The following is a 24,009-nucleotide window of genomic DNA, read 5'->3' on the forward strand; positions in this document are numbered from 1 at the left end:
CGCGTACCATGGAGGCATGGACAATTTCTGGCTCGCGGTGGCATGGTCGATTCTGCCGACCATCGGTGTCAGCCTCGTCTTCTTCATGGTGGTCCGCGGCATCCTGCGTTTCGACCGCACCGAGCGCAAGGTGCACGCGCAGATCGAGGCCGAGGAGCGCGCAGCGCGCGGACTCCCGCCCCGCTCCTGAGCGAGGTCGCACCCATCGGCTACTGTGTAGCCAACGCACGCGAGACCGTGCCGACCGGCCATGATCGCCGCGGCGCGGGTGAGGGGACACGATGACGGCGGAGACCTGGGGTTGGTGGATCGCCGCCTTCCTGCTCGTGCTCGACCTCACCATCCGTGCCACCGCGATCATCATCATCCCGCGCAACCGGCGTCCCACCGCGGCGATGGCCTGGCTGCTCGCCGTGTTCTTCATCCCGTTCGTCGGTGTCTTCCTCTTCCTGCTGATCGGAAACCCGCGCCTTCCGCGCGCGCGCCGTCGCAAGCAGGACCAGATCAACGCCTATATCGCCGAGACCAGCGAGCACCTGCACTTCGGCACACTGCGCCCGCACGCTCCCGACTGGTTCGGGCCCATCGTGCAGATGAACCAGAGGCTCGGGGCGCTGCCGCTCTCCGGAGACAACGGTGCACATCTCATCTCGGACTACCAGGAATCACTGGACGAGATGGCCGAGGCGATCCGCACGGCACAGGACTACGTGCACGTCGAGTTCTACATCCTGCAGGCCGATGACTCCACCGACAACTTCTTCCGGGCGCTGGAAGAGGTCTCGGCCCGCGGCGTCGAGGTGCGCGTGCTCCTCGATCACTGGGCCAACCGATGGAAGCCGCGCTATCGCGAGACCGTGCGCCGCCTGAACGCGATGGGTGCGGACTGGCGCCTGATGCTGCCGGTGCAGCCTCTCAAGGGCAGGATGCAGCGCCCCGATCTGCGCAATCACCGCAAGCTGCTCGTCGTCGACGGCACGATCGCGTTCCTCGGGTCGCAGAACGTCACCGACTCGACCTACAACCTTCCGAAGAACATCAAGCGCGGCCTGCACTGGGTCGATCTGATGGTGCGCATCGATGGTCCCGTCGTGTTGAGCGTGAATGCGATCTTCGTCGCCGACTGGTACAGCGAGACCGACATGGTGCTCGAGGAGATCGATATCGCGCACGCCGAGATCGGTTCGGGTGACCTCGACTGTCAGGTCGTGCCGTCAGGCCCCGGGTTCGAGGTCGAGAACAACCTGCGCCTCTTCCTCGCGCTGCTGTACGCGGCGAAGAAGCGGATCATGATCATCAGTCCGTACTTCGTGCCCGATGAGGCGTTGCTGCTGGCGGTCACCGCCGCCGTCGACCGCGGCGTCAACGTCGAGCTCTTCGTCTCGGAAGAGGGCGACCAGGCCATGGTCTATCACGCCCAGCGCAGCTACTACGAGGTGCTGCTCAAGGCGGGCGTGCGCATCTGGATGTACCGCAAGCCCTACATCCTGCACACGAAGAGCCTGACGATCGACGATGAGGTCGCCGTCATCGGATCCAGCAACATGGACATGCGTTCGTTCGGTCTCAACCTCGAGGTGTCGATGCTGGTGCGTGGCGAGGAGTTCGTCGCCGAGATGCGCGAGGTCGAAGACAAGTACCGCTCCCTCAGCCGCGAGCTCACGCTGGAGGAGTGGATGCAGCAGCCGCTGCGCTCCACGATCCTCGACAACCTCGCCCGCCTCACCTCGGCCCTGCAGTAGCGCTCGATTCGGTGCGCCCGCTTCCATGGGCAGGTGGTCGCGAATGGTCGCATCTGTCGCAGGGAAGCGACCATATGCGACTGCTCAGACCGCCGGGAGAGGCGCCCGGAGAGGTCCCCGGATACGACGATGCCGCGGGAGCCAGCTGTGCGCTGACTCCCGCGGCATCGGGATGACGGATCAGATCACTTGGCGACGGGGATCGCCTGCGCCTCGAGCGTCGAGATGGTCGAATCCTGTGCGGACTTCAGCGAATCCAGCAGCGTTCCCTGACCGGTGACCGCCTTCTGGAAGCCGTCCGACACGTCGGCATAGGTCTGCGTCATGGTCGGACCCCACACGAAGTCGGGGTTGACCTGCGACGCCGCTTCGGCGAACACGTCGTAGATGGCCTGGCCGCCGTAGAAGTCGACGCCCTCCTTGAGAGAGGCGAGGTTCAGCCCGTCGGTGGTCGCCGGGTAGATGTTCGCCGACTTGTTGAGCGCGGTCAGCGCCTCATCCGAGGTGTTGAGCCACAGTGCGAACTTCGACGCCTCGTAGAGGTGGTCGCTGCCCTTGAACACGGCGACGGAGGAGCCGCCCCAGTTGCCGGCGCTCGTGCCGCCCTTCTCCCACTGCGGGGATGCGGCCACGGACCACTTGCCCGCGGTGTCGGGTGCGCCGCTCGCGATGGAGTTCGCGCCCCAGACGGCCGAGTTCCACGACCAGACCTCGCCGGAGTTGTACGCGTTGTTCCACTCCTCGGTCCAGGCCGGGTAGGTGGAGACGAGGTCCTCGTCGAGGAGCTCCTGCCAGTAGTCGGCGACCTGCGTGGTCGCGTCACCGGTCAGGTCGACGGTCCACTCCTTGCCGTCGTTCTGGAACCATCCGCCGTTGTTCTGCCACACGAATCCGGCGAACTGGTTGATGTCGGCGGTCGAGAAGTTGGTGATGTACCCGCCCGCTGCGCGGATCTTCACCGCAGCGGCCTTGTACTCCTCCCACGTGGTGGGAACATCGATGCCATTGGCCTCGAACAGGTCGGATCGGTAGAAGAGCGCCATGGGCCCGGAGTCCTGCGGGATGCCGTACACGCCCTCGTCGCTGCCGAGCGTGACCTGACCCCAGGTCCACGGGATGAAGTCGTCTTCCGCGGCGACGACGTCTTCGCACGCGGAAAGGTCGGCCAGGCCGTCCTGCACGCGGAAGCTCGACAGCGCGTCGTACTCGATCTGTCCGAGGTCAGGGGCGTTGCCGGCCTTCAGCTGGCTGAAGAAGCTCTGGTACGTGCCGGAGTTCCCGTTCGGGCCCGTCTGCACCTTGACCTGGATGTCGGGGTTCTCGTCGTTCCACATCGCGACGACATCCTCGATGCCCGGGATCCACGACGTGAACTCGAGCGTGACCTTTCCGTCTGCCGGGGTGCAGGCGGCGGCGTCGGCGCTTCCGTCCGACCCGGTGCTCGGGGCGCATCCCGCCAGCGCGATGGCGCTGAGCAGTGCGACGCCGGTGGCGACTGCCCTCTTCGTGTGCTGCATGATCGTCCTCTTTCGGTGGGTGTTTCGGGTTACAGGGAAGCCATCGGGGATCCGACGGCGGGGGTCACTTGACGGAGCCGTTGCCGAGTCCGCTCTGCCAGAAGCGCTGCAGCATCAGGAACGCGATGATCAGCGGGATGATCGACAGGAACGAGCCGACGAGCACGTACGTGCGCAGCTCGGGGATCTGGTTGAGCTGCGTGTTCCAGGCGAACAGTCCGTAGGTGATCGGGAACAGCTCCTGGCTGCGCAGCATGATCAGCGGCAGGAAGAAGTTGTTCCAGATGGTGACGAACTGGAACAGGAACACCGTGATCAGTGCGGGTGTCATCAGCCGCACCGAGATCGTGAAGAAGGTGCGCACCTCGCCGGCGCCGTCCAGGCGGCCGGCTTCGATCAGCTCGTCGGGGACGGATGCCGAGGCGAAGATGCGCGTCAGGTAAACGCCGAACGGGCTGACGATGCTCGGGAGCAGCACGGCCCAGAAGGTGTTGGTCAGGTTGACCTGGCTGAACAGGAGGAAGAGAGGAAGCGCGAGCGCCGTGGCCGGCACCAGCACGCCGCCGAGCACCACGTTGAAGAACAGTTCGCGTCCGGGGAAGGTGTACTTCGCCAGTGCATACCCGCACATGCCGGCGAACACGGTCGCGAGCAGGGCACCGAGCCCGGCATAGCCGATGCTGTTGAGGATCCACCGCAGGTAGATCCCGCCGTCGTAGGTGACGAGGTCGTGGATGTTCTCGAACAGGTTCCAGTCGGCGAACCACAGGGGGGCCGTCGTCAGCAGGTCGCCGCGGTCCTTCGTGGAGGCGATGAACAGCCACCAGATCGGGGTGAGGAAGTAGAGGGTGAAGACACCCATGATCAGCATCGCGGCGCCGCGGGAGATGAGGCTCTCGCGAGGCCCACGAGGGGTCAGGTCGTCGGCGGTCGCACCGCGCTTCAGAGTCAGCATGCTCATTGCTCTGCCTTCCGCTGGGAGATCTTCAGGAACGTGAACGACAGCACGAAGGTGGCCAGCGCCAGTACGACGGAGAACGCCGCCGCGAGGTTCGTGTTGGGGATGGAGTTCGTCGCGTAGATCGTCATGTTCGGGGTGAACGTGCTCGATACCGCGGCGCTGAATGAACGGAAGACCTGCGGCTCGGCGAGGAGCTGGAAGGTGCCGATGATCGAGAAGACCGTGGTCAGTACCAGCGCGGGTGCGACCATCGGAATCTTGATCGACCAGGCGATGCGGATCTGGCCCGCGCCGTCGAGCCGCGCCGCCTCGTAGACCTCGGCGGGGATCGCCAGCAGGGCGGAGTAGATGATCAGCATGTTGTAGCCGACGAACACCCAGGTGACGACGTTGGCGATCGACCACAGGACGAACTCCGGGGAGAGGAAGTCGATCGTGCGGGTGACGTCGGTGAACGGTGAGAGGTTGGGGGAGTACAGGAAGCCCCACATGATCGCCGCGATCACACCGGGAACGGCGTAGGGGGCGAAGAAGGCCAGGCGGAAGAACTTCTTGCCCTTCAGGACGGGAGAGTCGAGCAGCAGGGCGAACAGCAGCGCCAGCCCCAGCATCACGGGCACCTGCACGACGCCGAACAGCAGCACGCGTCCGACCGACTCCCAGAAGGGGGCGTTGGAGAACACGTTGGCGTACTGGGCCAGTCCGCCGAACACCTGCTGCGGCTCCCCGTAGGTGCCGTCACGCTCGACGACGAGCAGCGACTGGTAGATCGCGTAGCCGATGGGGATCAGGTAGAAGAGCAGGAAGAGCACGCCGAAGGGGGCCGCGAAGAAGGCGATCGCACCCTTGTGCGGGGTGAATCGACGCTCTCGCGGAGCGGTCTTGCGCTTCCCTCCCGTCTCGGTCACGAGCAGTTGTGTGGCGGTCATGCGATCGACTCCTCTCGAATGATGCGCACGGCTCCGGCGGGCACGACGACGTGCCCGGCCATGGTGGCTCCGGTGACCAGGTCGGTGCCGGTGGCAGCGACGGTCACCTCGTTCGAGCCGTGATTGACGATGAACAGGTGGGAGAGCTCGGCGCCGCGGCGGCGGACGAGTTCGAGCGCCGTAAGGTCGCCGGTCACGACGGCCGGCGGCGTCAGGGTGGTCTCGGCGACGACTCTCGCCATCAGTCGGCGATAGTCGGCGGCATCCGGCAGCGTGGCGAGGTACCAGGCGGTGCCCTCACCCCAGGCATTGCGGGTGATCGCGGGGGAACCGTCGGCGGCGCCGCCCACGAACGAGGCGATCACCTCGGCCGAGGTGACCCGGCCGCGCTCCGACCAGAGCCGGGCCGACGAGCCGTCGTCGAGCTGCACGGCAGTGCCCGATGCCACCGGCGCGAACTCCTCGATGCGCACGCCCAGGGCGTCGCGGAACGGGCCGGTGTATCCGCCGGTGATGACACGATCCTGCTCGTCGACCGTGCCGCTGTAGTACGTGATCAGAGCGGTGCCTCCCGCGGCGATCCAGTCGGTGATCACGGCGGCGTCCTCGGCACGCACGAGGTGCAGGCCGGGCACGATCACGAGGGCGTAGCCGCTCAGATCGGCGCCCGGGCGCACGACGTCGGCGGTGATGCCCAGGTCGTGCAGCGCCGTGGAGGCGGCATGTACCTGGTCGAGGTAGCCGCTCGCCTGGCTCGGGCGTGCTTCGGCGTCGGTGGCCCACCAGGATTCCCACGAGAAGACGATGGCCGCGTGCGCTTCGACGCGCGAGCCCGCGACCTCGGACAGCCGGCCCAGCACGCCACCGAGCTCCGACACCTCGCGCCAGACGGCCGTGTCGGTGCCGGCATGCGGGAGCATCGCGGAGTGGAACTTCTCGCTGCCCTGCACCGAAGCGCGCCACTGGAAGAAGCAGACGCCGTCGGCACCGCGTGCGACGTGGGTGAGGGAGTTGCGCAGCAGCTCGCCCTCGCCCTTGGGCAGGTTGAGCGGCTGCCAGTTCACGGCGCCCGTGGAATGTTCCATCAGCAACCACGGTGCGCCCTCGGCGAGACCGCGGGTGAGATCGGCATTGAAGGCGAGCTCGGCGGTGGGGTCTGCGAGGCGATGGTCGAGGTAGTGATCGTTCGCGACGACGTCCATGTCACCGGCCCATGACCAGTAGTCGAGATTCTCGATGTGCGTGGTCACCATGAAGTTCGTGGTGATGGGGCGCTCACTGAGCGGGCGGATGACCTCGGCCTCGGCGCGGTAGTAGTCGATCAGCTGGTCGGAGCTGAAACGGTGGAAGTCCAGCGCCTGCCCGGGGTTGGGGAGGGAGAGCGTGGCCAGAGGTGGGAGGATCTCGGACCATTCGCGGTAGGTCTGGCTCCAGAAGGAGGTGCCCCAGGCCTCGTTGAGCGCGTCGATGGTCTCGTAGCGCTGCTGCAGCCAGACGCGGAAGGCGGCGGCGCTCTCGTCGCAGTAGCACAGTGCGTTGTGGCAGCCGAGCTCGTTCGAGACGTGCCAGAGTTCCACGGCCGGATGATCGCCGTAGCGTCGCGCGACCTGCTCGACCAGGGCGAGCGCCGCGGTGCGGAACACGGCAGAGCTCGGGCAGAAGGCCTGACGCCCTCCGGGATAGCGACGGGTGCCGTCTTCGACCATCGGCAGGATCTCGGGGTGCGCGGTGGTGAGCCAGGCCGGGGGAGATGCGGTGCCGGTGCCGAGGTTGACCCGGATGCCGCCGGCGTGCAGCCGCGCGATGATGTCGTCGAGTCGCGAGAAGTCGTACTCGCCGGCACGGGGCTCGATGTGTGCCCAGCCGAAGATGTTGATCGCGACGAGGTCGACGCCGATCTCCCGCATCAGGGCGATGTCTTCATCCCACACCTCGGGACCCCACTGCTCGGGGTTGTAATCGCAGCCGAATGCGATGCCGTCGTGGGTGAAGGGCCGTGCGGGGATGGTCATGCTCTCCTCGATCTGTGAACGTGCACAGGATCGAGCGCCAATTCTCCGCGTTGAGACTCTGTGAACGTGTACAGAGTAAACACCCGTACTCGCCCGTGTCAACAACAACCCCTAGTTGTGCGCGTGCACATACGATGAGTCGTGATGAGCAGCGAACGCAGGCACAGGGCGACGGTCAAGGATGTGGCGACCGAAGCCGGAGTGTCGCGTGGCACGGTCAGCCGGGTGCTCAACGGGCAGCCGTACGTCTCCAGCGAGGCGCGCGAGGCGATCGAGGCGGCCATCGCGAAGGTCGGCTTCGTGCCCAACCGCGCGGCGCGGAGTCTGGTCATGCAGCGCACGCAGGCGATCGGTCTGATCGTGCACGAGCCGCACTCCCTCTTCATCGAAGACCCCAACATCGGTGCGATCCTGCTCGGGGCGAACGCCGCACTCTCGGAAGCCGACTACCAGCTCTCGTTCCTGATCGCCGACTCCGCCCGCGATATCGAGCGCCTCGCGCGCTACCTGACGGGCGGCCTCATCGATGGGGTCATCGTCGTCTCGGCGCGCGAGGGCGACCCCATCACGAAGGCGATCGCCCAGCTGGATCTGCCCGCCACGTTCGTCGGGCATCCCCACGACATCGGCGACGCGGCCTACGTGGCGATCGACAACCGCGGCGCGGCCCGCGAGATCACGCGTCGTCTCGCGGAGACGGGCCGGAAGCGCATCGGCATGATCGCGGCCGCCCTCGATCGCGACTCGGGCGCGGATCGCCTGGCAGGCTTCGTCGACGCGCGAGGGAACGACTTCGACCCGCGGCTCGTGCAGCGCGTGCCGCTGTACTCCTACGCCGACGGCCAGGCGGGGATGCGGGCCCTGCTGGAGGCATGCCCCGACATCGACGGAGTGTTCGCCGCGAGCGACGCGGTCGCGGCCGGAGCGATGGACGTGCTGCAGTCGTCCGGCAGGAACGTGCCCCGTGATGTCGGGGTCGTCGGGTTCGATGACAGCTCGTGGGCGCTGCGTTGCGACCCGCCGCTGTCGACCATGCGGCAGTCGGCCAACGAGCTCGGCCGTGCTGCAGCCGAGTCGGTGTTGGCGCAGTTGCGCGGCGAAGCGCCGTCGCCGGAGAGTCGGATCCTCGAGTGCGACGTGGTCTGGCGCGAGTCGGCATGAGATGCGCCGCTCAGGTCGGCGCGGCTACCCTGAGGGCATGACCTCCTCGTCGCGTGTCCTCGTCTCCGTCCTCGGCGTCTTCGCCGCGGCACTGCTCGTCGCCGGCTGCACCGCCGGACCCGGATCTCAGACTCCGACCAGCTCACCTGCCCCGAGCGACGCCGGCGCCGATGACACCAACGACGTCGAGGGCGCGCTGCTCGACGACGGCCGTATGTTCGCGGTCGTCACCTGGGGATCGTCGACCTGCGTACCGCAGGTGGATCAGGTCTCCGCATCCGGGCAGACCGTCACCGTGACGCTCGTCGATCCCACCTCCGACGACGCGGAGAAGGCCTGCACGGCCGACCTCGCGCCGCGGGCGAGCATCGGAGCGCTGCCCGAAGGCGTCGACCCCACGGCCGACATCACCCTGCAGGTCACGTACGGCGATGTCGTGGATGACGTCGATCTCGATGGCGATGCCGCAGCCACCGGAACACCGGGAACCTCGACCGAGTACCAGCCGTCCGCCGGATGGTTCGACGATGGCAGCCTCGTGCTGCTGACGTGGGGTTCGTCATCGTGCGCCCCCGTCGTCGAGTCGCTCGAGGGATCCGGCAACGCGGGCACCGTGACGTTCGTCACCGACGCCGATCAGGTCTGCACCATGGACATGGCGCCGCGCGCGACCATCGTGAGCTTCGGCGACGACGCCGTCGAGGATGACGGGTTCGTGCTGACCCTCGTCGGCGGCGGACTCGACGGCACCGTCTCCGTCAGCTGACCGACGGCCGCAGCCGTCAGAGCGCCGCGATCGAATGACCTGCGGGGAGCGCGAGCAGCAGCGCCCCCGGGTCGACCCGGCAGGTGATGCGGGCGGCCTCGCCGAACTCATCGCCATCGAGTTCGATCGGGATCGGCCGGGGAGCGGCAGCCTCGGCAGCGACGCCCCGGAAGTAGTGGACGGACGCGTCCTTGCCTCGACGCTGGAGCACGAGGCGCCCGGCGCGGAACCGACGCAGCACGGAGTTGTCCCACCAGATCTTGCGCCAGACGCCGAGCCATCCGAGCACCCCGGTGGGCTGGATGACGGCGACGTCGAGCAGCGCGTCGGTGATGGAGGCGTCCGGGATCAGCGCGATCCCGGCGGGAAGGGTGCCGCAGTTGGCGAACAGGATGCTGTGCACCTTGGTGGTGTGCAGCCGTCCGTCGTCGACCTGGAAGACGGCCCGGAAGGGCTTCGCGCCGGCGAGGGAACGGGCGGCGCCGTCGACGTAGGCGATCCAGCCCACGGACTTCTTGAGGTCGGAGCGGGTGTTGGCGATCATGTCGGCGTCCAGACCGATTCCGGCGAGCACGACGAAGGCGTGCTCGGACTCCGAGCCGTCGCCGCGGGTGAGCCGTGCCCACCCGATGTCGATCGGGCGGCGGTGCTCACCGAGTGCGGCACGGATCATCTCCGCCGGGTCGCCGAGGGGCAGACCGAGGTTGCGGGCGAGCAGATTGCCCGTTCCGCTGGGCAGGATCGCCAGGGGCACCCCGGTGTTCGCGATCGCCTCGGAGACCGCCCGCACGGTGCCGTCGCCACCCGCGACGAGCACGACATCGACCCCGCGGGCGAGGGCCTCGGCGGTCGCGGTCTGACCGGCATCCTCGATGGTCGTCGTGTAGAAGGCCGGATGCTCCCACCCCGCGTCGCGGCTCAGATCGCGCACCTGTGCGCGCAGGCGCTTCTCGTCGACCTTGATGGGGTTGTAGACGAGCGCCGCCTGGCGTCGGCCGAGAGCAGGCTTCGTCATGGCGCTACTCTAAACCCGGCATCCACCTGCCGCCGTCCACGGCGGAGCGGGTGACGAGGGAGGATGATCCGATGGGGTCGAACGGGTCGGAGATCGGGGCCGCCGAGGCGCGGGAGCTGCTGTCGACCATGGTCTCCGGGGAGCCCGACCGTCTTCGCCGCCGCAGCATCTCGCTCGGGGTTCCGGTCGATGATGCGGAGGATGCCGCCCAGACCGCCCTGCTGCGTGCGTGGCGGTCCATCGAACATCTCGACACGCCGGAGCCGGGGCGCCTGTGCTCGTGGCTCGACACGATCGCTCGCCATGTGGCGATCGATCTCGCTCGACGTCGTGCGCGTCGGCCGGAGGCCCCGCTCGATGACGAGACCCCCGCTCCGGGGAGCGTGATCCACACAGCGGAGATCAGGGTCTTCCTCGACGGCGCACTGAGCGCGATCCACGACCTGCCCGAATCGCTGCGCACGCCGCTGCTGCTGACGGTCGTCGACGGATTGTCAGCCGTGCAGATCGCCGACCGGCTGGGCATCGAGCCCGCGGCGGCCCGACAGCGCATCGCGCGGGCTCGTAAAGCGATGACGGCGTGCCGTCGGACCGGCATGGAGGCCGACTGAGGAGGCCGATCGCCCGATCGACCTCCCGCGGGCTCAGGCGGTGCCGAAGGGGTTGTCGATCGCGTAGCGCCAGCCGTGCTCGTCGTCGTGGACCGCGACGTCGGCCGTGGTTCCGGCGAGAGCGATGTCGCTTCCGTCAGGAGCCGTGCCGGTGATGGTCCAGTCGGCGATCGCGAGTCCCACCCCCGCGCTCTCGAACACGTGGCGCACGGTCATCGTGATCGGGAGGTTCAGGCCGAGGAACTGCTCCAGCGCTCCGCGCACGGAGGCCTCGCCGGTGACCGGCTGCCCCGGGGCGGGCACGAACACGACGTCCGATGCGTTGAGCGCCATCAGGCCGTCGAGATCGCGGGCGTTGAATCGATCGGCGAACGCGAGGTTCAGCTGGTCCAGGGAGGTGACGCGGGTGGTCATGGGGTTTCCTTTCGCTGCGGTCCGGCCGGATGCCGACCGCTGTGGAGTAAGACATCGCCGCGGCGCGAGTGTGACATCCGTGCGCGCGGGCGGTGGTCACGACCGGGCGGGACGATGCAGCGCGCCCCGTAGAATCGTTGAATGATCGACCTCGCACTCCTCCGCGAAAATCCGGAGATCGTCCGCCGTTCACAGGCCGCCCGTGGCAACGACCAGGGCACCGTCGACGTCGCACTCGAGGCCGATCGATCGCGCCGCGCAGCACTCAGCGCGTATGAGGAGCTGCGGGCCGAGCAGAACGCCTTCGGCAAGCGGGTCGCCCAGGCGCCCAAGGAGGAGAAGGCGGCGCTGGTCGCCCAGGTGAAAGACCTCTCCGAGCGTGTGAAGCAGGCGCAGGTGACGGCGGGCGAAGCGTCGGATGCGGCGGCGGCGGCGCTCGGGCGCATCGAGAACGTCGTGATCGACGGCGTTCCGGTGGGCGGCGAGGCGGACTTCGTCGAGCTGCGCCGTGTCGGCGAGGTGCCGGCGTTCGACTTCGAGCCGCGCGACCACCTGGAGCTCGGCGAGCTCCTGGGGGCGATCGACATGGAGCGCGGTGCCAAGGTCTCGGGCGCACGCTTCTACTTCCTGCGCGGCATCGGTGCGCGTCTGGAGATCGCGCTGATGAACCTCGCCCTCGACAAGGCGCTGCAGAACGACTTCGTGCCCCTGATCACGCCGACGCTCGTGCGCCCCGAGATCATGCAGGGCACCGGCTTCCTCGGTGAGCACGCCGATGAGGTGTACCACCTCGACAAGGACGACGATCTGTACCTCGTCGGCACCAGCGAGGTCGCGCTCGCGGGCTACCACAAGGACGAGATCGTCGACCTCTCGCGCGGTGCGCTGCGGTACGCCGGATGGTCGACCTGCTACCGCCGCGAGGCCGGTTCGCACGGCAAGGACACCCGCGGGATCATCCGGGTGCACCAGTTCAACAAGCTCGAGATGTTCGTCTACATCGATGCCGCCGACGCCGAGGCGGAGCACCTGCGTCTGGTCGCACTGCAGGAGGAGATGCTGACGTCGCTCGGCCTGTCCTACCGCGTGATCGACGTGGCCGCGGGCGACCTGGGGTCGAGCGCGGCACGCAAGTACGACATCGAGGCGTGGGTGCCCACGCAGGGCGCGTTCCGCGAGCTCACGTCTACCTCGAACTGCACGACCTATCAGGCGCGCCGCCTCGACGTGCGTCATCGCCCCGCGAGCGAGGAGGGGGCGGCCAAGACGCAGCACGTCGCCACCCTCAACGGCACGCTGGCCACGACGCGATGGATCGTCGCCCTGCTCGAGACCCACCAGCAGGCGGACGGATCGGTGCGCGTGCCCGAGGTGCTGCGTCCGTACCTCGGCGGCCTCGAGGTGCTGGAGCCGATCGCATGACCGCGCTCTGGCTCGTAGGGCTCGACGTCGACGGCACCATCCTGCTGCAGGACGAGACGATGAGCCCCGGCGTGCCCGAGGCGATCGCGCGCGTGCGCGACGCCGGACACGTCGTGACGATCGCGACGGGACGCAGCTGGATGGCGACGCGTCGCTACGTCGAAGAGCTCGGCATGACGGCCGAGTACGTGGTGTGCTCGAACGGTGCGGTGACGATGCGTCGCGACGGCGACGGGTGGGAACGCTGGAACGTCGAGACCTTCGACCCCAGTCCCGTGCTCGCGCTGCTGCGCGATCGCCTGCCCGAAGCGCGCTACATGGTCGAGCTCGCATCCGGACAGCGGCTGTACACCGAGCAACTCGACGACTGGACGCTCGACGGCGGACGCCGCGTGACCTTCGACGAGCTCGCCGCCGAGCCGGTGTCGCGCGTCGTCGTGGTCTCGCCCGGTCACGACGAGGAGGACTTCCACCGGCTGGTGGCCGATGCCGGCCTCAACGAGGTCTCCTACGCGATCGGCTGGACGGCGTGGCTCGACATCGCTCCGCAGGGCGTCGACAAGGGCACCGCGCTGGAGCAGGTGCGCGTAGAACTCGGGCTGGCGGGCGACCGGGTCTTCGTCGCGGGAGACGGACGCAACGACATCGGGATGTTCGGGTGGGCACGGTCCCTCGGCGGACGTGCCGTGGCCATGGGACAGGCGCCCGATGTGGTCAAGGACGCGGCGAACGAGGTCACCGCTGACGTCGTGGACGGTGGGCTCGCGCGCGCCCTGGACACGCTTCCAGCACGCGCTCAGGTGCACGCGGGAGAATAGAACTCGGCTAGACTCACGCGTTGTCGGCAGATTCGTCTGTCGGGAGGGTTGTCCGAGTGGCCGATGGAGCTGGTCTTGAAAACCAGTGGGCAGAGATGTCTCGTGGGTTCGAATCCCACACCCTCCGCATGTAGAGCACGGTGGCCCCGCACCGACTGCTGATCCGAAAGGCCCTTGAGTGAGCGAGAAGATGCGACGTCGCCGCACGATCGCGCGGCACGGCCAGCTGCGCTCGCCGGGTGCGGTGGGTCAGCTGCTCAAGTTCATCGCGATCGGACTCGCCGTCGTGCTGGTCAGTGGTCTCGGAGTCGGTGCCTACATCGCCTACGACCTCTCGAGCACCGTCGCCGCGAACGCGGTCGAGCTCGAAGGGCAGGAAGCCGTGCCGCCGAACATCGGCGAGTACGAGGGCGGCTTCAACTTCGTCCTCACGGGTGTCGACACCTGCGAGGAGAAGTACGCCTCCCTGTTCGGCGATCGCTGCAGCGGGAGCGACTCGGAGGGCAATCTCAACGATGTGAACCTGCTCGTGCACGTGTCGAACGAGCCGCGCCGTATCACCGTCGTCAGCTTCCCGCGCGACCTGATGATCCCGATCCCCGAGTGCACCGATGAAGACGGGAACGTGCATTCGGCGATGAGCAAGCAGCCGCTGAACGTGGCGTATTCGGATGCCGGGCTCAACTGCGTCGTCAAGACGATCTCGGAGCTCAGCGGACAGGAGATCCAGTTCGCGGCATCCGTCACCTTCGGTGGCGTGATCGAGATCACGAACGCGATCGGCGGCGTCGACGTCTGCCTCGCCAACCCGATCAGGGACAGTTACACGGGCCTCGATCTGAAGGCCGGAAATCACACGGTCGAGGGACTGCAGGCGCTGCAGTTCCTGCGCACCCGTCATGGTGTCGGCGACGGCAGCGACCTGGGCCGCATCGGCAACCAGCAGCAGTACATGTCGAGCCTGGCGCGCAAGCTGATCAGCGGAGAGGTGCTCGGCAATGTGCCGGTCATGCTCAAGCTCGCCAACACCGCCCTCAGCAACCTCGAGGCCAGCACATCGCTCGCCAACAACCCGATGACGATCGTGCAGATCGCCCTCGCCGTGAAGGAGGTGCCGTTCGAGGACATCGTCTTCGTGCAGTACCCGAGCGGCACCGATTCTGACAATCCGAACAAGGTCGTGCCGAACTACGAGGCGGCGACCGCGCTGTGGGATGCGATCGAGGCGAACGCGCAGCTGCAGATCACCTACGAGAACAACAGCAACGACGGTGTCATCGTCGAGGAACCGACCGCCCCGACCGAAGAGGCGACGCCGGATCCCACGGCGACCCCCGACAACGTCGTGGCTCTGCCCGATACGATCAAGGGCAACTCGGCCGCTCAGCAGACCTGCTCGAACGGCAACGTCCGCTGACACCCGCAGTAGGCCGCTTGCGCGTTCTTGCAAGGACTTGCGTACACTGACCCCATGTCGAAGCGCCTGGCCGATGTGGCCCGCAAGGTCGGAGTGAGCGAAGCCACGGTCAGCCGTGTGCTCAACGACAAGCCCGGTGTGTCCGACGCCACACGCCAGGCCGTGCTCACGGCGCTCGATGTTCTCGGGTACGAGAGGCCGACCAAGCTCCGTGGGGAGCGCGCGCGACTCGTCGGCCTCGTGCTGCCGGAACTGCAGAACCCGATCTTCCCGGCCTTCGCGGAGATCGTGGGCGGCGCGCTCACCCAGAACGGCTACACGCCGCTGCTGTGCACGCAGAACGCCGGGGGCGTCACCGAGTCGGACTACGTCGACCTGCTGCTCGCACAGCAGGTCTCGGGCGTGATCTTCCTCGGTGGCAACTACACGCAGGCGGATGCCGCGCATGAACACTACGAGAGGTTGCGGCAGGTGAACCTGCCCACCGTGCTCGTGAACGCCCGGGTGCCGGAGCTGCGCTTCCCCACCGTCTCCACCGATGACAGTGCCGCCGCGGAACAGGCCGTGCTGCACGTGCATCAGCTCGGCCATCGCCGCATCGGCCTGCTCCTGGGCCCGAAGGATCATGTGCCCTCGCAGCGCAAGCTCGAGGCCGCGCGCCGTCTGCTCGACCGACTCGGTGCGCCGCTGGATGACGCCCTCGTGGTGCGGGGCATGTACTCGCTCGAATCGGGGCAGGCGGGTGCGACGAGGTTGCTCGAGGCCGGCGCGACGGCGATCGTGTGCGCGAGCGACCCCATGGCTCTCGGGGCCGTGCGCGCGGCGCGGCGCGGGGGATATGCCGTGCCAGGACAGGTGAGCGTCGTCGGGTTCGACGACTCGGCCCTGATGAGCTGCACCGAGCCGCCGCTCACGACGGTACGTCAGCCGATCGAGTCGATGGGTCGCGCCGTGATCGAGCTGTTGCTCGCTCAGATCGCGGGCAACACCCAGCCCGGTGACGAACTGCTCTTCGAGCCGGAGCTCGTGTTGCGCGCCTCCACCGGCCCCTTCGCCTGACGCCGGCCGCGGCGCGCCACTGTGCTCGCCGCACTTCTTCGCGCCTGCAAGTCATCGCAAAATTCCAACATTTTGTTTAGTTCTTGCGCGAAGTGCTGAGGAAAGCTACATTCGGAACATCGCCACCGATGACGAGGAGTTCCGTGGACACCGATGTTCTGCGCAGCACGATCCCTGCTCGCCCTGTGACCCTGCCCGCGGATGCCGGATGGTGGCGCACGGCCGTGATCTATCAGGTCTACGTGCGCAGCTTCGCCGACGGGAACGGCGACGGCATCGGCGATCTCGCAGGCGTCCGCTCGCGCCTCGGCTACCTGAAGAGCCTCGGCATCGACGCGCTGTGGTTCACCCCCTGGTACCCGAGTCCCCTGGCCGACGGCGGGTATGACGTGCGCGACTACCGCGGCATCGACCCGCGCTTCGGCACGCTGGAGGAGGCCGAGCAGCTCATCGCCGAGGCCCTGGCCCTCGGCATCCGCACGATCGTCGACATCGTGCCCAACCACGTCTCCGACCAGCACGAGTGGTTCCGCCAGGCCCTGGACGCCGCACCCGGAAGTGCGGAGCGCGAGCGCTTCTGGTTCCACCCGGGGCGCGGGGGCGACGGTTCCGGCATCCCGACGAACTGGGTGTCGAGCTTCCAGGGCGAGACGTGGACGCGCACGCGCAACTCCGACGGCACCGCGGGAGAGTGGTACCTGCATCTGTTCACTCCCGAGCAGCCCGACCTGAACTGGAACCATCCCGACGTGCGCCGGGAGCACGAGGATGTGCTGCGGTTCTGGTTCGACCGCGGCGTCGCCGGCGTGCGCATCGACTCGGCGGCGCTGCCCGTCAAAGACCCGGCGCTGCCGGACCTTCCGGCGGGGGCCGCCCCGGCCGTGGGTCACCCGCACATCGACCGCGACGAGCTGCACGACATCTATCGCAGCTGGCGCGCCGTCGCCGACGAGTACGAGGGCGAGCGCGTGCTGGTCGGGGAAGTGTGGCTCGATGACGCCGAACGATTCGCCCGATACCTGCGTCCCGGCGAGATGCACACCGCGTTCAACTTCGGCTTCATGTCGCAGCCGTGGAGCGCGCAGGCCATGCGCTCCTCGATCACCCGCACCCTGGCCGAACACGCTCCGGTCGGTGCACCCGCGACCTGGGTGCTGTCGAACCACGACGTGACCCGCCCCGCCACCCGCTACGGGCAGGCCGACTCTTCGTTCGCGTTCGAGCGCAAGCGCTTCGGCACCGCGACCGACGCCGCACTGGGCGCGCGGCGCGCACGGGCCGCCGCACTCCTCGTCGCCGCACTGCCAGGAAGCCTCTACATCTATCAGGGCGACGAACTCGGCCTGCCCGAGGTCGAGGTTCCGCTCGAGGCGATCGAGGACCCGATGCACTTCCGCTCCGGGGGCGTCGATCCGGGGCGCGACGGATGCCGGGTTCCGCTGCCCTGGTCAGGGTCGGCCAGTCCGTATGGGTTCGGCGGTGCGCCATGGCTCCCTCAGCCCGCCGACTGGGCGCCGCTCGCCGTCGACGCGCAGGAACGCGATCCCCAGTCGACGCTGAACCTCTACCGTCGCGCGGTCGCGCTGCGCCGCCGCCTGACCGACTTCGGCGGAAGCGACCTGGAGTGGCTCGAACTCGGTGCCGACGTGCTGGCGTTCCGTCGCGGTGACGACACCCTCAGCATCACGAATCTCGGCGCCACGCCCGTGCCGCTGCCGGCGCATCACGAACTGCTGCTCTCGAGCCAGCCGCTCGACGGCACTCTCCCACCCGATGCGACCGCGTGGCTTGCGCTGCGCGCCCTCTGACCCTGCACCACCCGATCAGCACCACATGGAAGGACAGACAATGAAGTCACCCACGAAGGTCCTCGTCGCCGGAGTCGCCGCACTGGCGACGGTCGGCGCTCTCGCCGGCTGCACCGCCGGCGGAGATGAGGGAAGCGCGGACGGCAAGACCGAGTTGCGCGTCGCGACGTTCCCGCCCGGGGCCGATGCCGCAGCGTACGAGGCGTTCGCCGCCCAGGAGAAGCAGTTCGAGAAGGAGCATCCCGACATCGACATCATCGGTGTCGAGTACGAATGGGAGGGGCCGACCTTCGCGGTGCAACTCGCCGGTGGCAGCTTGCCGGACGTCTTCACCGTTCCGTTCACCGACTCCAAGACGCTGCTCGAGAACGGTCAGCTCATGGACGTCACGGATGCGATCGACGACCTCGGCTACACCGACAAGTTCAACCCGATCATCCTCGACGGCGTCACCGGCTCCGACGGCAAGATCTACGGCTTCCCGCGTCAGGCCTACGCCGCCGCCCTGCACTACAACCGCGATCTGTTCGAGCAGGCGGGACTCGACCCCGACAACCCGCCGCAGACCTGGGACGAGATCCGCGAGGCCGCGAAGGCGATCCACGACGCCACCGGCAAGGCGGGCTACGCGCAGATGGCGATCAACAACACGGGCGGGTGGCAGCTCACCTCGCAGACCGTCGCCCGCGGCGGCCGCACCCAGACCGACAACGGCGACGGGACGGCGGAGTCGACGATCGACAACGACGGCACGAAGGCCGCTCTCGAGTTCCTGCACGCGGTCAAGTGGGAGGACGGGTCGTTCGGATCGAAGGTCGACCTCGACTGGGGCACGATCAACCAGGAGTTCGCGGCCGGCAACGTCGGCATGTACACGTCTGGGTCCGACATCTACACGGCCCTCGTGCGCGACTTCGGCATGGACTCGTCGATCTACGGCATGACGGTCGTGCCGATGGAAGGCGACGACCCCGGCACGCTCGGTGGTGGCGACATCGCGGTGATGAGCCCGAAGATCGACGAGAAGACCAAGGCCGCCGGTGTCACGTGGATCGACTGGTACTACATGCAGAAGCTCATGGACGAGGATGCCGCCGTACTCGACGCGCAGACTCTGAACGAGTCGGGCCAGGCCGTCGGCACCCCGCTGCTGCCGGTGCTCAGCCGCGAGCTGTACGACCAGTCCCTCGAGTGGATCGCGGACTACATCAATGTGCCGACCGAGCAGATGGCTCCGTTCAGCGACCGCATCTGGGACCAGACCCCGGTCGGTGAGCCGAAGGTGAAGACGCAGGAGGTGTACTCGCTGCTCGACACGGTCGTGCAGACGGTGCTGACCGATGAGAACGCCGACATCGATGCCCTCCTCGCCCAGGCCCAGAGTGACGCCCAGGCGAAGCTCGACGAGTAGCAGCCGATGACGATGACGCTCCCCGAGCAGCGGGCGGCGGTGGAGACCTCTCCGCCGCCCGCTGTGCGACGTGCCCGCCGCCGCTCGCCTCTGACCTGGTACCGCGGCGGCGGCGCGGCGAACCTCCTGTTCGTGCTGCCGATGCTGTTCGTGTTCGTCTTCTTCTCCTGGTCGCCGATCGTGCAGTCCGTGATCATGAGCCTGCAGAAGACGAACCTGATCGTGTCGGAATGGGTCGGCTTCGACAACTACCTCGCCGTGATCGGCGACCCCGAGCTGGGTCGCGCCGTGATCAACACGCTGTGGTTCGCCGTGCTCGCCCTGCTGTTCGGGTTCCCGCTGCCGCTGCTGATGGCGGTGCTGATGAGTGAGGTGAGAAGAGGCAAGGGCATTTACTCGGCGCTGGCCTATCTGCCGGTCGTGATCCCTCCGGTGGTCGCGGTGCTGCTGTGGAAGTTCTTCTACAGCGCCGACCCGTCCGGCGTCTTCAACTCGGTGCTGGCGTGGGTCGGCATCCCTCCGCAACCGTGGATCCAGGATGCTGTGCAGGCGATGCCCTCGCTCGTGCTCGAGGCGACCTGGGCCGGGGCCGGGGGATCGATCATCATCTACCTCGCGGCGCTTCTGGGAGTGCCGCCGGAGCTCTACGACGCCGCCGAGGTCGACGGCGCCGGAATCTGGAAGAAGATCTGGCACGTCACGCTCCCGCAGCTGCGCGGCATCCTGTTCATCATGCTGATCCTGCAGGTGATCGCCACGGCGCAGGTGTTCCTCGAACCCTTCCTGTTCACCGGCGGAGGACCGGCGGGCGCGACCAAGACCGTGCTGCTCTACATCTACGACAAGGCGTTCCGCAACAGTCTCGGCGGCGACTACGGCGAGGCCACGGCGGTCTCGGTGCTGCTGGCGATCGTGTTGGCCGTCCTGTCCTGGCTGTACTTCAAGTTGACCGACCGTTGGAGCACGACGTGAGCCTGACCACCCGCCTCTCGACCCGCGCCGCGGAGAAGGCGGCCGAGAAGGCCGTCGACCGCGTCGGGGACCGCACGGTCATCTCCGACTCCGAGCGTCGGCGCCCCGGCATCCGGATCGGCATGTCGCTCACGCACGTCTTCCTGCTGGTCGGGTTGGTCGTGGCGGGTCTCGGTCCCATCCTGTGGCTCGCGAAGTCGGCCGTGACGCCCACGCAGGACACCCTGCAACAGCCGTTCGCGCTGTGGCCGAACGGCATCGACTGGGAGAACCTGTCGACCGCGTGGAACGACATCCACATCGACCAGTACTTCCTGAACACCGTGGTGATCGCGCTGGGAGCCTGGTTCGTGCAGCTGTTCATCGCGACGACCGCCGGATATGCCCTGTCGGTGCTGCGGCCCGCCTATGCGCCGGTGCTCAATGCGCTGGTGCTAGCGACGCTGTTCATCCCGGGGATCGTGCTGTTGGTGCCGCTGTACCTGACGATCGTGAATCCGCCGCTGCTGGGGGAGGTGAATCTGCTCAACAACTACCTCGCGGTCTGGTTGCCGATGGGCGCTAACGCCTTCAACATCCTGTTGGTGAAGCGGTTCTTCGACAGCCTGCCGCGTGAGGTGTTCGAGGCCGCGCGCACCGACGGGGCGGGTCCTTTCCGGCTGTTCTGGTCGATCGTGCTGCCGATGTCGAAGCCGATCCTCGGCGTGGTCTCGGTGTTCGCGATCATCGCGGCGTGGAAGGACTACCTGTGGCCCATGCTGGTGCTGCCCGACCCTGCGGTGCAGCCGCTGTCAGTGCGGTTGCCCGCGGTGCAGTCCCAGACCGAGCTCGACGTGTTCCTCGCGGCGCTCGCGATCGCGACGCTCATCCCGATCGCGATGTTCCTGATCTTCCAGTCCGTGTTCCTGCGCTCGGCAGGGCTCGGCGGTGCGGTGAAGGGCTAGCGCCGAGACCCCCGCTGCGTGCCGAGACCCCCGCTGTGCTGCGCGACTACGCGGGGGTCTCGGCGCTCGCCGGGGGTGTCGGCGTGTGGAGCGCGCCGATCAGCGCCTCCATGATTCCGGGCATGTCGACGGTGGGGTCGATCATCCATTGCAACTGCAGCCCGTCGGATGCAGCCTGGATCACGCGGGCGAGGGTGTCGGGGTCGAGCGGCAGGCGCTGGAAGCCCGGAGCGCCGAAGCTCTCGGTGAAGGTCTCCCGCAGGCGTTCGCTCCGGTCGAGGAAATACTGGTGCGCCGGATGCTCGGGGTCGGCCGCATCGACCGAGAGGCGCGAGAACAGCGCGACCAGTCCGGGTACCTCGGTGTTGTGTCGGATGACGTCGATGAACCCGGCGATCGCCTCGTTTGCATCGACGAAGGAGGGATCCATCCCGTCGCGCTGGTCGCGTTTGCGGAGCACCTCGGTGAACAGCTCCTCCTTGGAGCCGAAGTAGTGCAGCAGTGCGGCGGGTGTCACGCCGACGACCTCGGCGATCTCCTTGAGGGAGGCGTTCTGATACCCCTTGCGTCCGATCACGTCGAGCGCGCTCTCGAGGATCTCCTCGCGTCTCGCGACGCCTTTCGCGTAAGAACCCCGTCGTGCCATGACTCGAGAGTAATCCTGAACAACGTTTGAAATCTAATACTGAAGGACATATAGTTTTCGCAGAGACACCGCCGTCGTCCGCGAAAGGACCACCATGACCGACCTCTCGGCATCCGATCTGACACTCGAGGAGAAGGCGTCGCTCACCAGCGGCGCGGACTTCTGGACCACCAAGGCCGTCGATCGGGCGGGCATCCCGTCGATCATGATGACCGACGGGCCGCACGGGCTCCGCAAGCAGGCGGGCGGCACCGACCACCTCGGTCTCGCCAGCAGTGTGCAGGCGACCTGCTTCCCTCCCGCGGTCGGGATCGGGTCGTCGTTCGACCCCGAGATCATCGAGCGCGTCGGTGCGGCGATCGGCGTGGAGGCCGCGATCGAGCATGTCGCGGTGGTGCTCGGACCGGGCATCAACATCAAGCGCTCGCCGCTCTGCGGACGCAACTTCGAGTACTTCTCGGAAGACCCGATCGTGTCGGGTGTGCTGGGCGCGGCATCGGTGCGCGGCGTGCAGTCGCAGGGCGTGGGAACGTCGCTCAAGCACTTCGCGGCGAACAACCAGGAGTTCGACCGCATGCGCGCGAGCTCCGACGTCGACCCCCGCCCGCTGCGTGAGATCTACCTGCGCGGCTTCGAGCGCGTCGTCAAGGATGCCTCGCCGTGGACGGTGATGTGCTCGTACAACAAGCTCAACGGCGTGTGGACCTCGGAGGACCCGTGGCTGCTCACCCGCGTGCTGCGCGACGACTGGGGCTTCGACGGGCTCGTCGTCTCGGACTGGGGTGCCGTGAACGACCGCGTCGCCGGTGTCGCCGCCGGGCTCGATCTCGAGATGCCCGCCTCGGGCGGACGCACCGATGCCCAGTTGGTGGATGCCGTGCGCGCGGGGACCCTCGCGGAGTCGGTGCTCGACACCGCGGCCGCGCGCGCGATCGACCTCGTGCGTAAGGCTCAGTCGCGCCCCGCGGTCGCCGGGCCGCTCGACGTCGACGCGCACCACGCACTGGCTCGTGAGGCGGCCAGCCGCTCGATCGTGCTGTTGAAGAACGACGGCGCCGTGCTGCCCCTCGCCGCCACGCAGAAGATCGCGGTGATCGGGGCGTTCGCCGCCGAGCCGCGATTCCAGGGCGCCGGCTCGTCACTGATCAACCCGACGCGCGTCGACACCGCGCTCGACGAGCTGCGTGCGGTCGGCGGCGACAACGTCACCTACGCCGCGGGGTTCGCGGTCACCGGTGGCGCTGTCGCGGCATCCGGCCGCAGTGCCGATGACCTGCGCGACGAGGCCGTCGCGGTGGCTGCCGCCGCCGAGGTCGCGGTCGTGCTGGTGGGACTGCCTGCCGCCGAGGAGTCGGAGGGCTTCGACCGCGACCACATCGACCTTCCCGCCGAGCAGCTCGCGCTGCTGGATGCCGTGGTCGCGGCCAACCCGCGCACCGTGGTCGTGCTCTCCAACGGGGGCGTGGTCGCGCTGCCGTTCGCCGACCGGGTTCCCGCGATCGTCGAGACGTGGTTGCTCGGACAGGCCGGGGGCGGTGCCGTCGCCGATGTGCTCTACGGCGTCGTGAACCCCTCGGGCAAGCTCACCGAGACCGTGCCGGTGCGGCTCGAGGACAACCCCTCGTTCGGCAACTTCCCCGGCGAGTTCGGGCACGTGCGCTACGGCGAAGGCGTGCTCGTCGGCTACCGCTGGTACGACGCGAAGGGACTCGCGGTCACCTATCCGTTCGGGCACGGCCTGTCATACACGACGTTCGAGTACGGCGCGGCATCCGCCTCGGTCTCGGCGGACGGCGACATCGTCGTGACGCTCGACCTGACGAACACCGGTGACCGTGACGGTCGCGAGGTCGTGCAGGTCTACGTGGCCCCGGCGACGTCGATCGTGCAGCGCGCCCCGCGTGAGCTCAAGGCGTTCTCGTCGGTCGCGCTCGCCGCGGGGGAGACCCGCACGGTCGAGCTGGTCGTGCGGCGCGAAGACCTGGCGTACTGGGATGTGCGCGTCGACCGCTGGGTCGTCGAGGGTGGCGACTACACCGTCGAGGTCGCCGCGTCGAGCCGTGACATCCGTTCCTCCGCGGTTGTCGCGGTGGAGGGCGACGAGGTGCGACAGGACCTGACGATGAACTCCTCGGTGGGCGATGTGCTCGCCCACCCCGTCGCCGGACCCATCGTGATGGGCGCGCTCGGCGGCTTCATGAGCGAACTGAACGGGGCCGACTCGTCGGCGGCATCCATGATCCCGAACGACGAGGCGATGCAGAAGATGATGGCGTCGTTCCCGATCGGTCGCCTGGTCGGATTCCCCGGCGTGGCCGTGACCTACGAGCAGGTCGAGCAGCTGATCGCGGCCGCGAACGCGGGAGTGGTTCCCGCCCTGTAGC

General features: G+C 67.8%; 21 protein-coding genes and 1 tRNA gene. 15 read left to right on the top strand and 7 right to left on the bottom strand.

What is annotated here, in order from left to right:
- Positions 1 to 16: 16 nt before the first annotated feature.
- The gene (locus P0Y60_04555) at positions 17 to 190 is read left to right on the top strand and encodes a hypothetical protein (protein WEK62034.1); all 174 of its coding nucleotides are present in this window, start codon (positions 17 to 19) and stop codon (positions 188 to 190) included.
- 91 nt (positions 191 to 281) lie between these two features.
- Positions 282 to 1,742, top strand: coding sequence for a cardiolipin synthase (gene cls / locus P0Y60_04560; GenBank protein WEK62035.1), 1,461 nt, complete (start codon positions 282 to 284; stop codon positions 1,740 to 1,742).
- Between the two features lie 185 nt (positions 1,743 to 1,927).
- Here the strand turns inward: cls and P0Y60_04565 are convergent, their stop codons facing one another.
- From P0Y60_04565 to P0Y60_04580, 4 genes are all read right to left on the bottom strand, one after another.
- Positions 1,928 to 3,259, bottom strand: coding sequence for an extracellular solute-binding protein (locus P0Y60_04565; GenBank protein WEK62036.1), 1,332 nt, complete (start codon positions 3,257 to 3,259; stop codon positions 1,928 to 1,930).
- Between the two features lie 64 nt (positions 3,260 to 3,323).
- Positions 3,324 to 4,220, bottom strand: coding sequence for a carbohydrate ABC transporter permease (locus tag P0Y60_04570; protein ID WEK62037.1), 897 nt, complete (start codon positions 4,218 to 4,220; stop codon positions 3,324 to 3,326).
- A complete protein-coding gene (locus P0Y60_04575) occupies positions 4,217 to 5,149 on the bottom strand; it encodes a sugar ABC transporter permease (GenBank protein WEK62038.1) in 933 nt (310 codons plus the stop codon). Before P0Y60_04575 ends, P0Y60_04570 begins: the two co-directional genes overlap by 4 nt.
- On the bottom strand, positions 5,146 to 7,161 hold the full coding sequence (locus P0Y60_04580) for a beta-galactosidase (protein WEK62039.1): 2,016 nt from the start codon (positions 7,159 to 7,161) through the stop codon (positions 5,146 to 5,148). Before P0Y60_04580 ends, P0Y60_04575 begins: the two co-directional genes overlap by 4 nt.
- Before the next feature lie 144 nt (positions 7,162 to 7,305).
- On the opposite strand from P0Y60_04580, the gene P0Y60_04585 reads away from it, so the two are divergent.
- Positions 7,306 to 8,322, top strand: a complete 1,017-nt coding sequence (locus tag P0Y60_04585; protein WEK62040.1) for a LacI family DNA-binding transcriptional regulator — start codon at positions 7,306 to 7,308, stop codon at positions 8,320 to 8,322.
- Between the two features lie 37 nt (positions 8,323 to 8,359).
- Positions 8,360 to 9,088, top strand: coding sequence for a hypothetical protein (locus P0Y60_04590; protein WEK62041.1), 729 nt, complete (start codon positions 8,360 to 8,362; stop codon positions 9,086 to 9,088).
- A gap of 16 nt (positions 9,089 to 9,104) precedes the next feature.
- On the opposite strand, the gene P0Y60_04595 is transcribed toward P0Y60_04590, so the two are convergent.
- A complete protein-coding gene (locus tag P0Y60_04595) occupies positions 9,105 to 10,103 on the bottom strand; it encodes a diacylglycerol kinase family protein (GenBank protein WEK62042.1) in 999 nt (332 codons plus the stop codon).
- A 71-nt stretch (positions 10,104 to 10,174) separates the two neighbouring features.
- Here P0Y60_04595 and P0Y60_04600 point away from each other — a divergent pair, with 71 nt between their 5' ends.
- Complete coding sequence (locus P0Y60_04600) at positions 10,175 to 10,714, top strand: sigma-70 family RNA polymerase sigma factor (GenBank protein WEK62043.1); 540 nt, start codon at positions 10,175 to 10,177, stop codon at positions 10,712 to 10,714.
- A 33-nt stretch (positions 10,715 to 10,747) separates the two neighbouring features.
- Here P0Y60_04600 and P0Y60_04605 read toward each other — a convergent pair whose 3' ends face one another.
- Positions 10,748 to 11,128, bottom strand: a complete 381-nt coding sequence (locus P0Y60_04605) for a nuclear transport factor 2 family protein (protein WEK62044.1) — start codon at positions 11,126 to 11,128, stop codon at positions 10,748 to 10,750.
- 141 nt (positions 11,129 to 11,269) lie between these two features.
- Between P0Y60_04605 and serS the strand changes: the two genes are divergently transcribed.
- From serS to P0Y60_04650, 9 genes are all read left to right on the top strand, one after another.
- Positions 11,270 to 12,550 (top strand): serine--tRNA ligase, encoded by a 1,281-nt coding sequence (gene serS / locus P0Y60_04610; protein WEK62045.1) that lies wholly within the window; start codon positions 11,270 to 11,272, stop codon positions 12,548 to 12,550.
- Positions 12,547 to 13,368 carry an HAD family hydrolase gene (locus tag P0Y60_04615; GenBank protein ID WEK62046.1) on the top strand — a complete coding sequence of 274 codons (822 nt, stop codon included), beginning with the start codon at positions 12,547 to 12,549 and terminating at the stop codon, positions 13,366 to 13,368. The genes serS and P0Y60_04615 overlap by 4 nt, the downstream gene beginning before the upstream one ends.
- 42 nt (positions 13,369 to 13,410) lie before the next feature.
- Positions 13,411 to 13,495 (top strand) — tRNA-Ser (locus tag P0Y60_04620).
- Positions 13,496 to 13,546: 51 nt separating this feature from the next.
- A complete protein-coding gene (locus P0Y60_04625; GenBank protein WEK62047.1) occupies positions 13,547 to 14,785 on the top strand; it encodes an LCP family protein in 1,239 nt (412 codons plus the stop codon).
- A 54-nt stretch (positions 14,786 to 14,839) separates the two neighbouring features.
- Positions 14,840 to 15,844, top strand: a complete 1,005-nt coding sequence (locus P0Y60_04630; protein WEK62048.1) for a LacI family DNA-binding transcriptional regulator — start codon at positions 14,840 to 14,842, stop codon at positions 15,842 to 15,844.
- 128 nt (positions 15,845 to 15,972) lie between these two features.
- Positions 15,973 to 17,652 carry a glycoside hydrolase family 13 protein gene (locus P0Y60_04635; protein WEK62049.1) on the top strand — a complete coding sequence of 560 codons (1,680 nt, stop codon included), beginning with the start codon at positions 15,973 to 15,975 and terminating at the stop codon, positions 17,650 to 17,652.
- A 40-nt stretch (positions 17,653 to 17,692) separates the two neighbouring features.
- Complete coding sequence (locus tag P0Y60_04640) at positions 17,693 to 19,063, top strand: extracellular solute-binding protein (protein WEK62050.1); 1,371 nt, start codon at positions 17,693 to 17,695, stop codon at positions 19,061 to 19,063.
- A 6-nt stretch (positions 19,064 to 19,069) separates the two neighbouring features.
- Positions 19,070 to 20,035 carry a sugar ABC transporter permease gene (locus P0Y60_04645; protein ID WEK62051.1) on the top strand — a complete coding sequence of 322 codons (966 nt, stop codon included), beginning with the start codon at positions 19,070 to 19,072 and terminating at the stop codon, positions 20,033 to 20,035.
- Positions 20,032 to 20,979 carry a carbohydrate ABC transporter permease gene (locus P0Y60_04650; protein ID WEK62052.1) on the top strand — a complete coding sequence of 316 codons (948 nt, stop codon included), beginning with the start codon at positions 20,032 to 20,034 and terminating at the stop codon, positions 20,977 to 20,979. The genes P0Y60_04645 and P0Y60_04650 overlap by 4 nt, the downstream gene beginning before the upstream one ends.
- Before the next feature lie 46 nt (positions 20,980 to 21,025).
- Here P0Y60_04650 and P0Y60_04655 read toward each other — a convergent pair whose 3' ends face one another.
- The gene (locus tag P0Y60_04655) at positions 21,026 to 21,625 is read right to left on the bottom strand and encodes a TetR/AcrR family transcriptional regulator (GenBank protein WEK62053.1); all 600 of its coding nucleotides are present in this window, start codon (positions 21,623 to 21,625) and stop codon (positions 21,026 to 21,028) included.
- Between the two features lie 94 nt (positions 21,626 to 21,719).
- On the opposite strand from P0Y60_04655, the gene P0Y60_04660 reads away from it, so the two are divergent.
- Complete coding sequence (locus tag P0Y60_04660) at positions 21,720 to 24,008, top strand: glycoside hydrolase family 3 C-terminal domain-containing protein (protein WEK62054.1); 2,289 nt, start codon at positions 21,720 to 21,722, stop codon at positions 24,006 to 24,008.
- Position 24,009 lies beyond the last annotated feature (1 nt).

Origin of the sequence: Candidatus Microbacterium colombiense, from assembly GCA_029203165.1 — a bacterium.
In the GTDB taxonomy this organism is placed as follows: domain Bacteria; phylum Actinomycetota; class Actinomycetes; order Actinomycetales; family Microbacteriaceae; genus Microbacterium; species Microbacterium colombiense.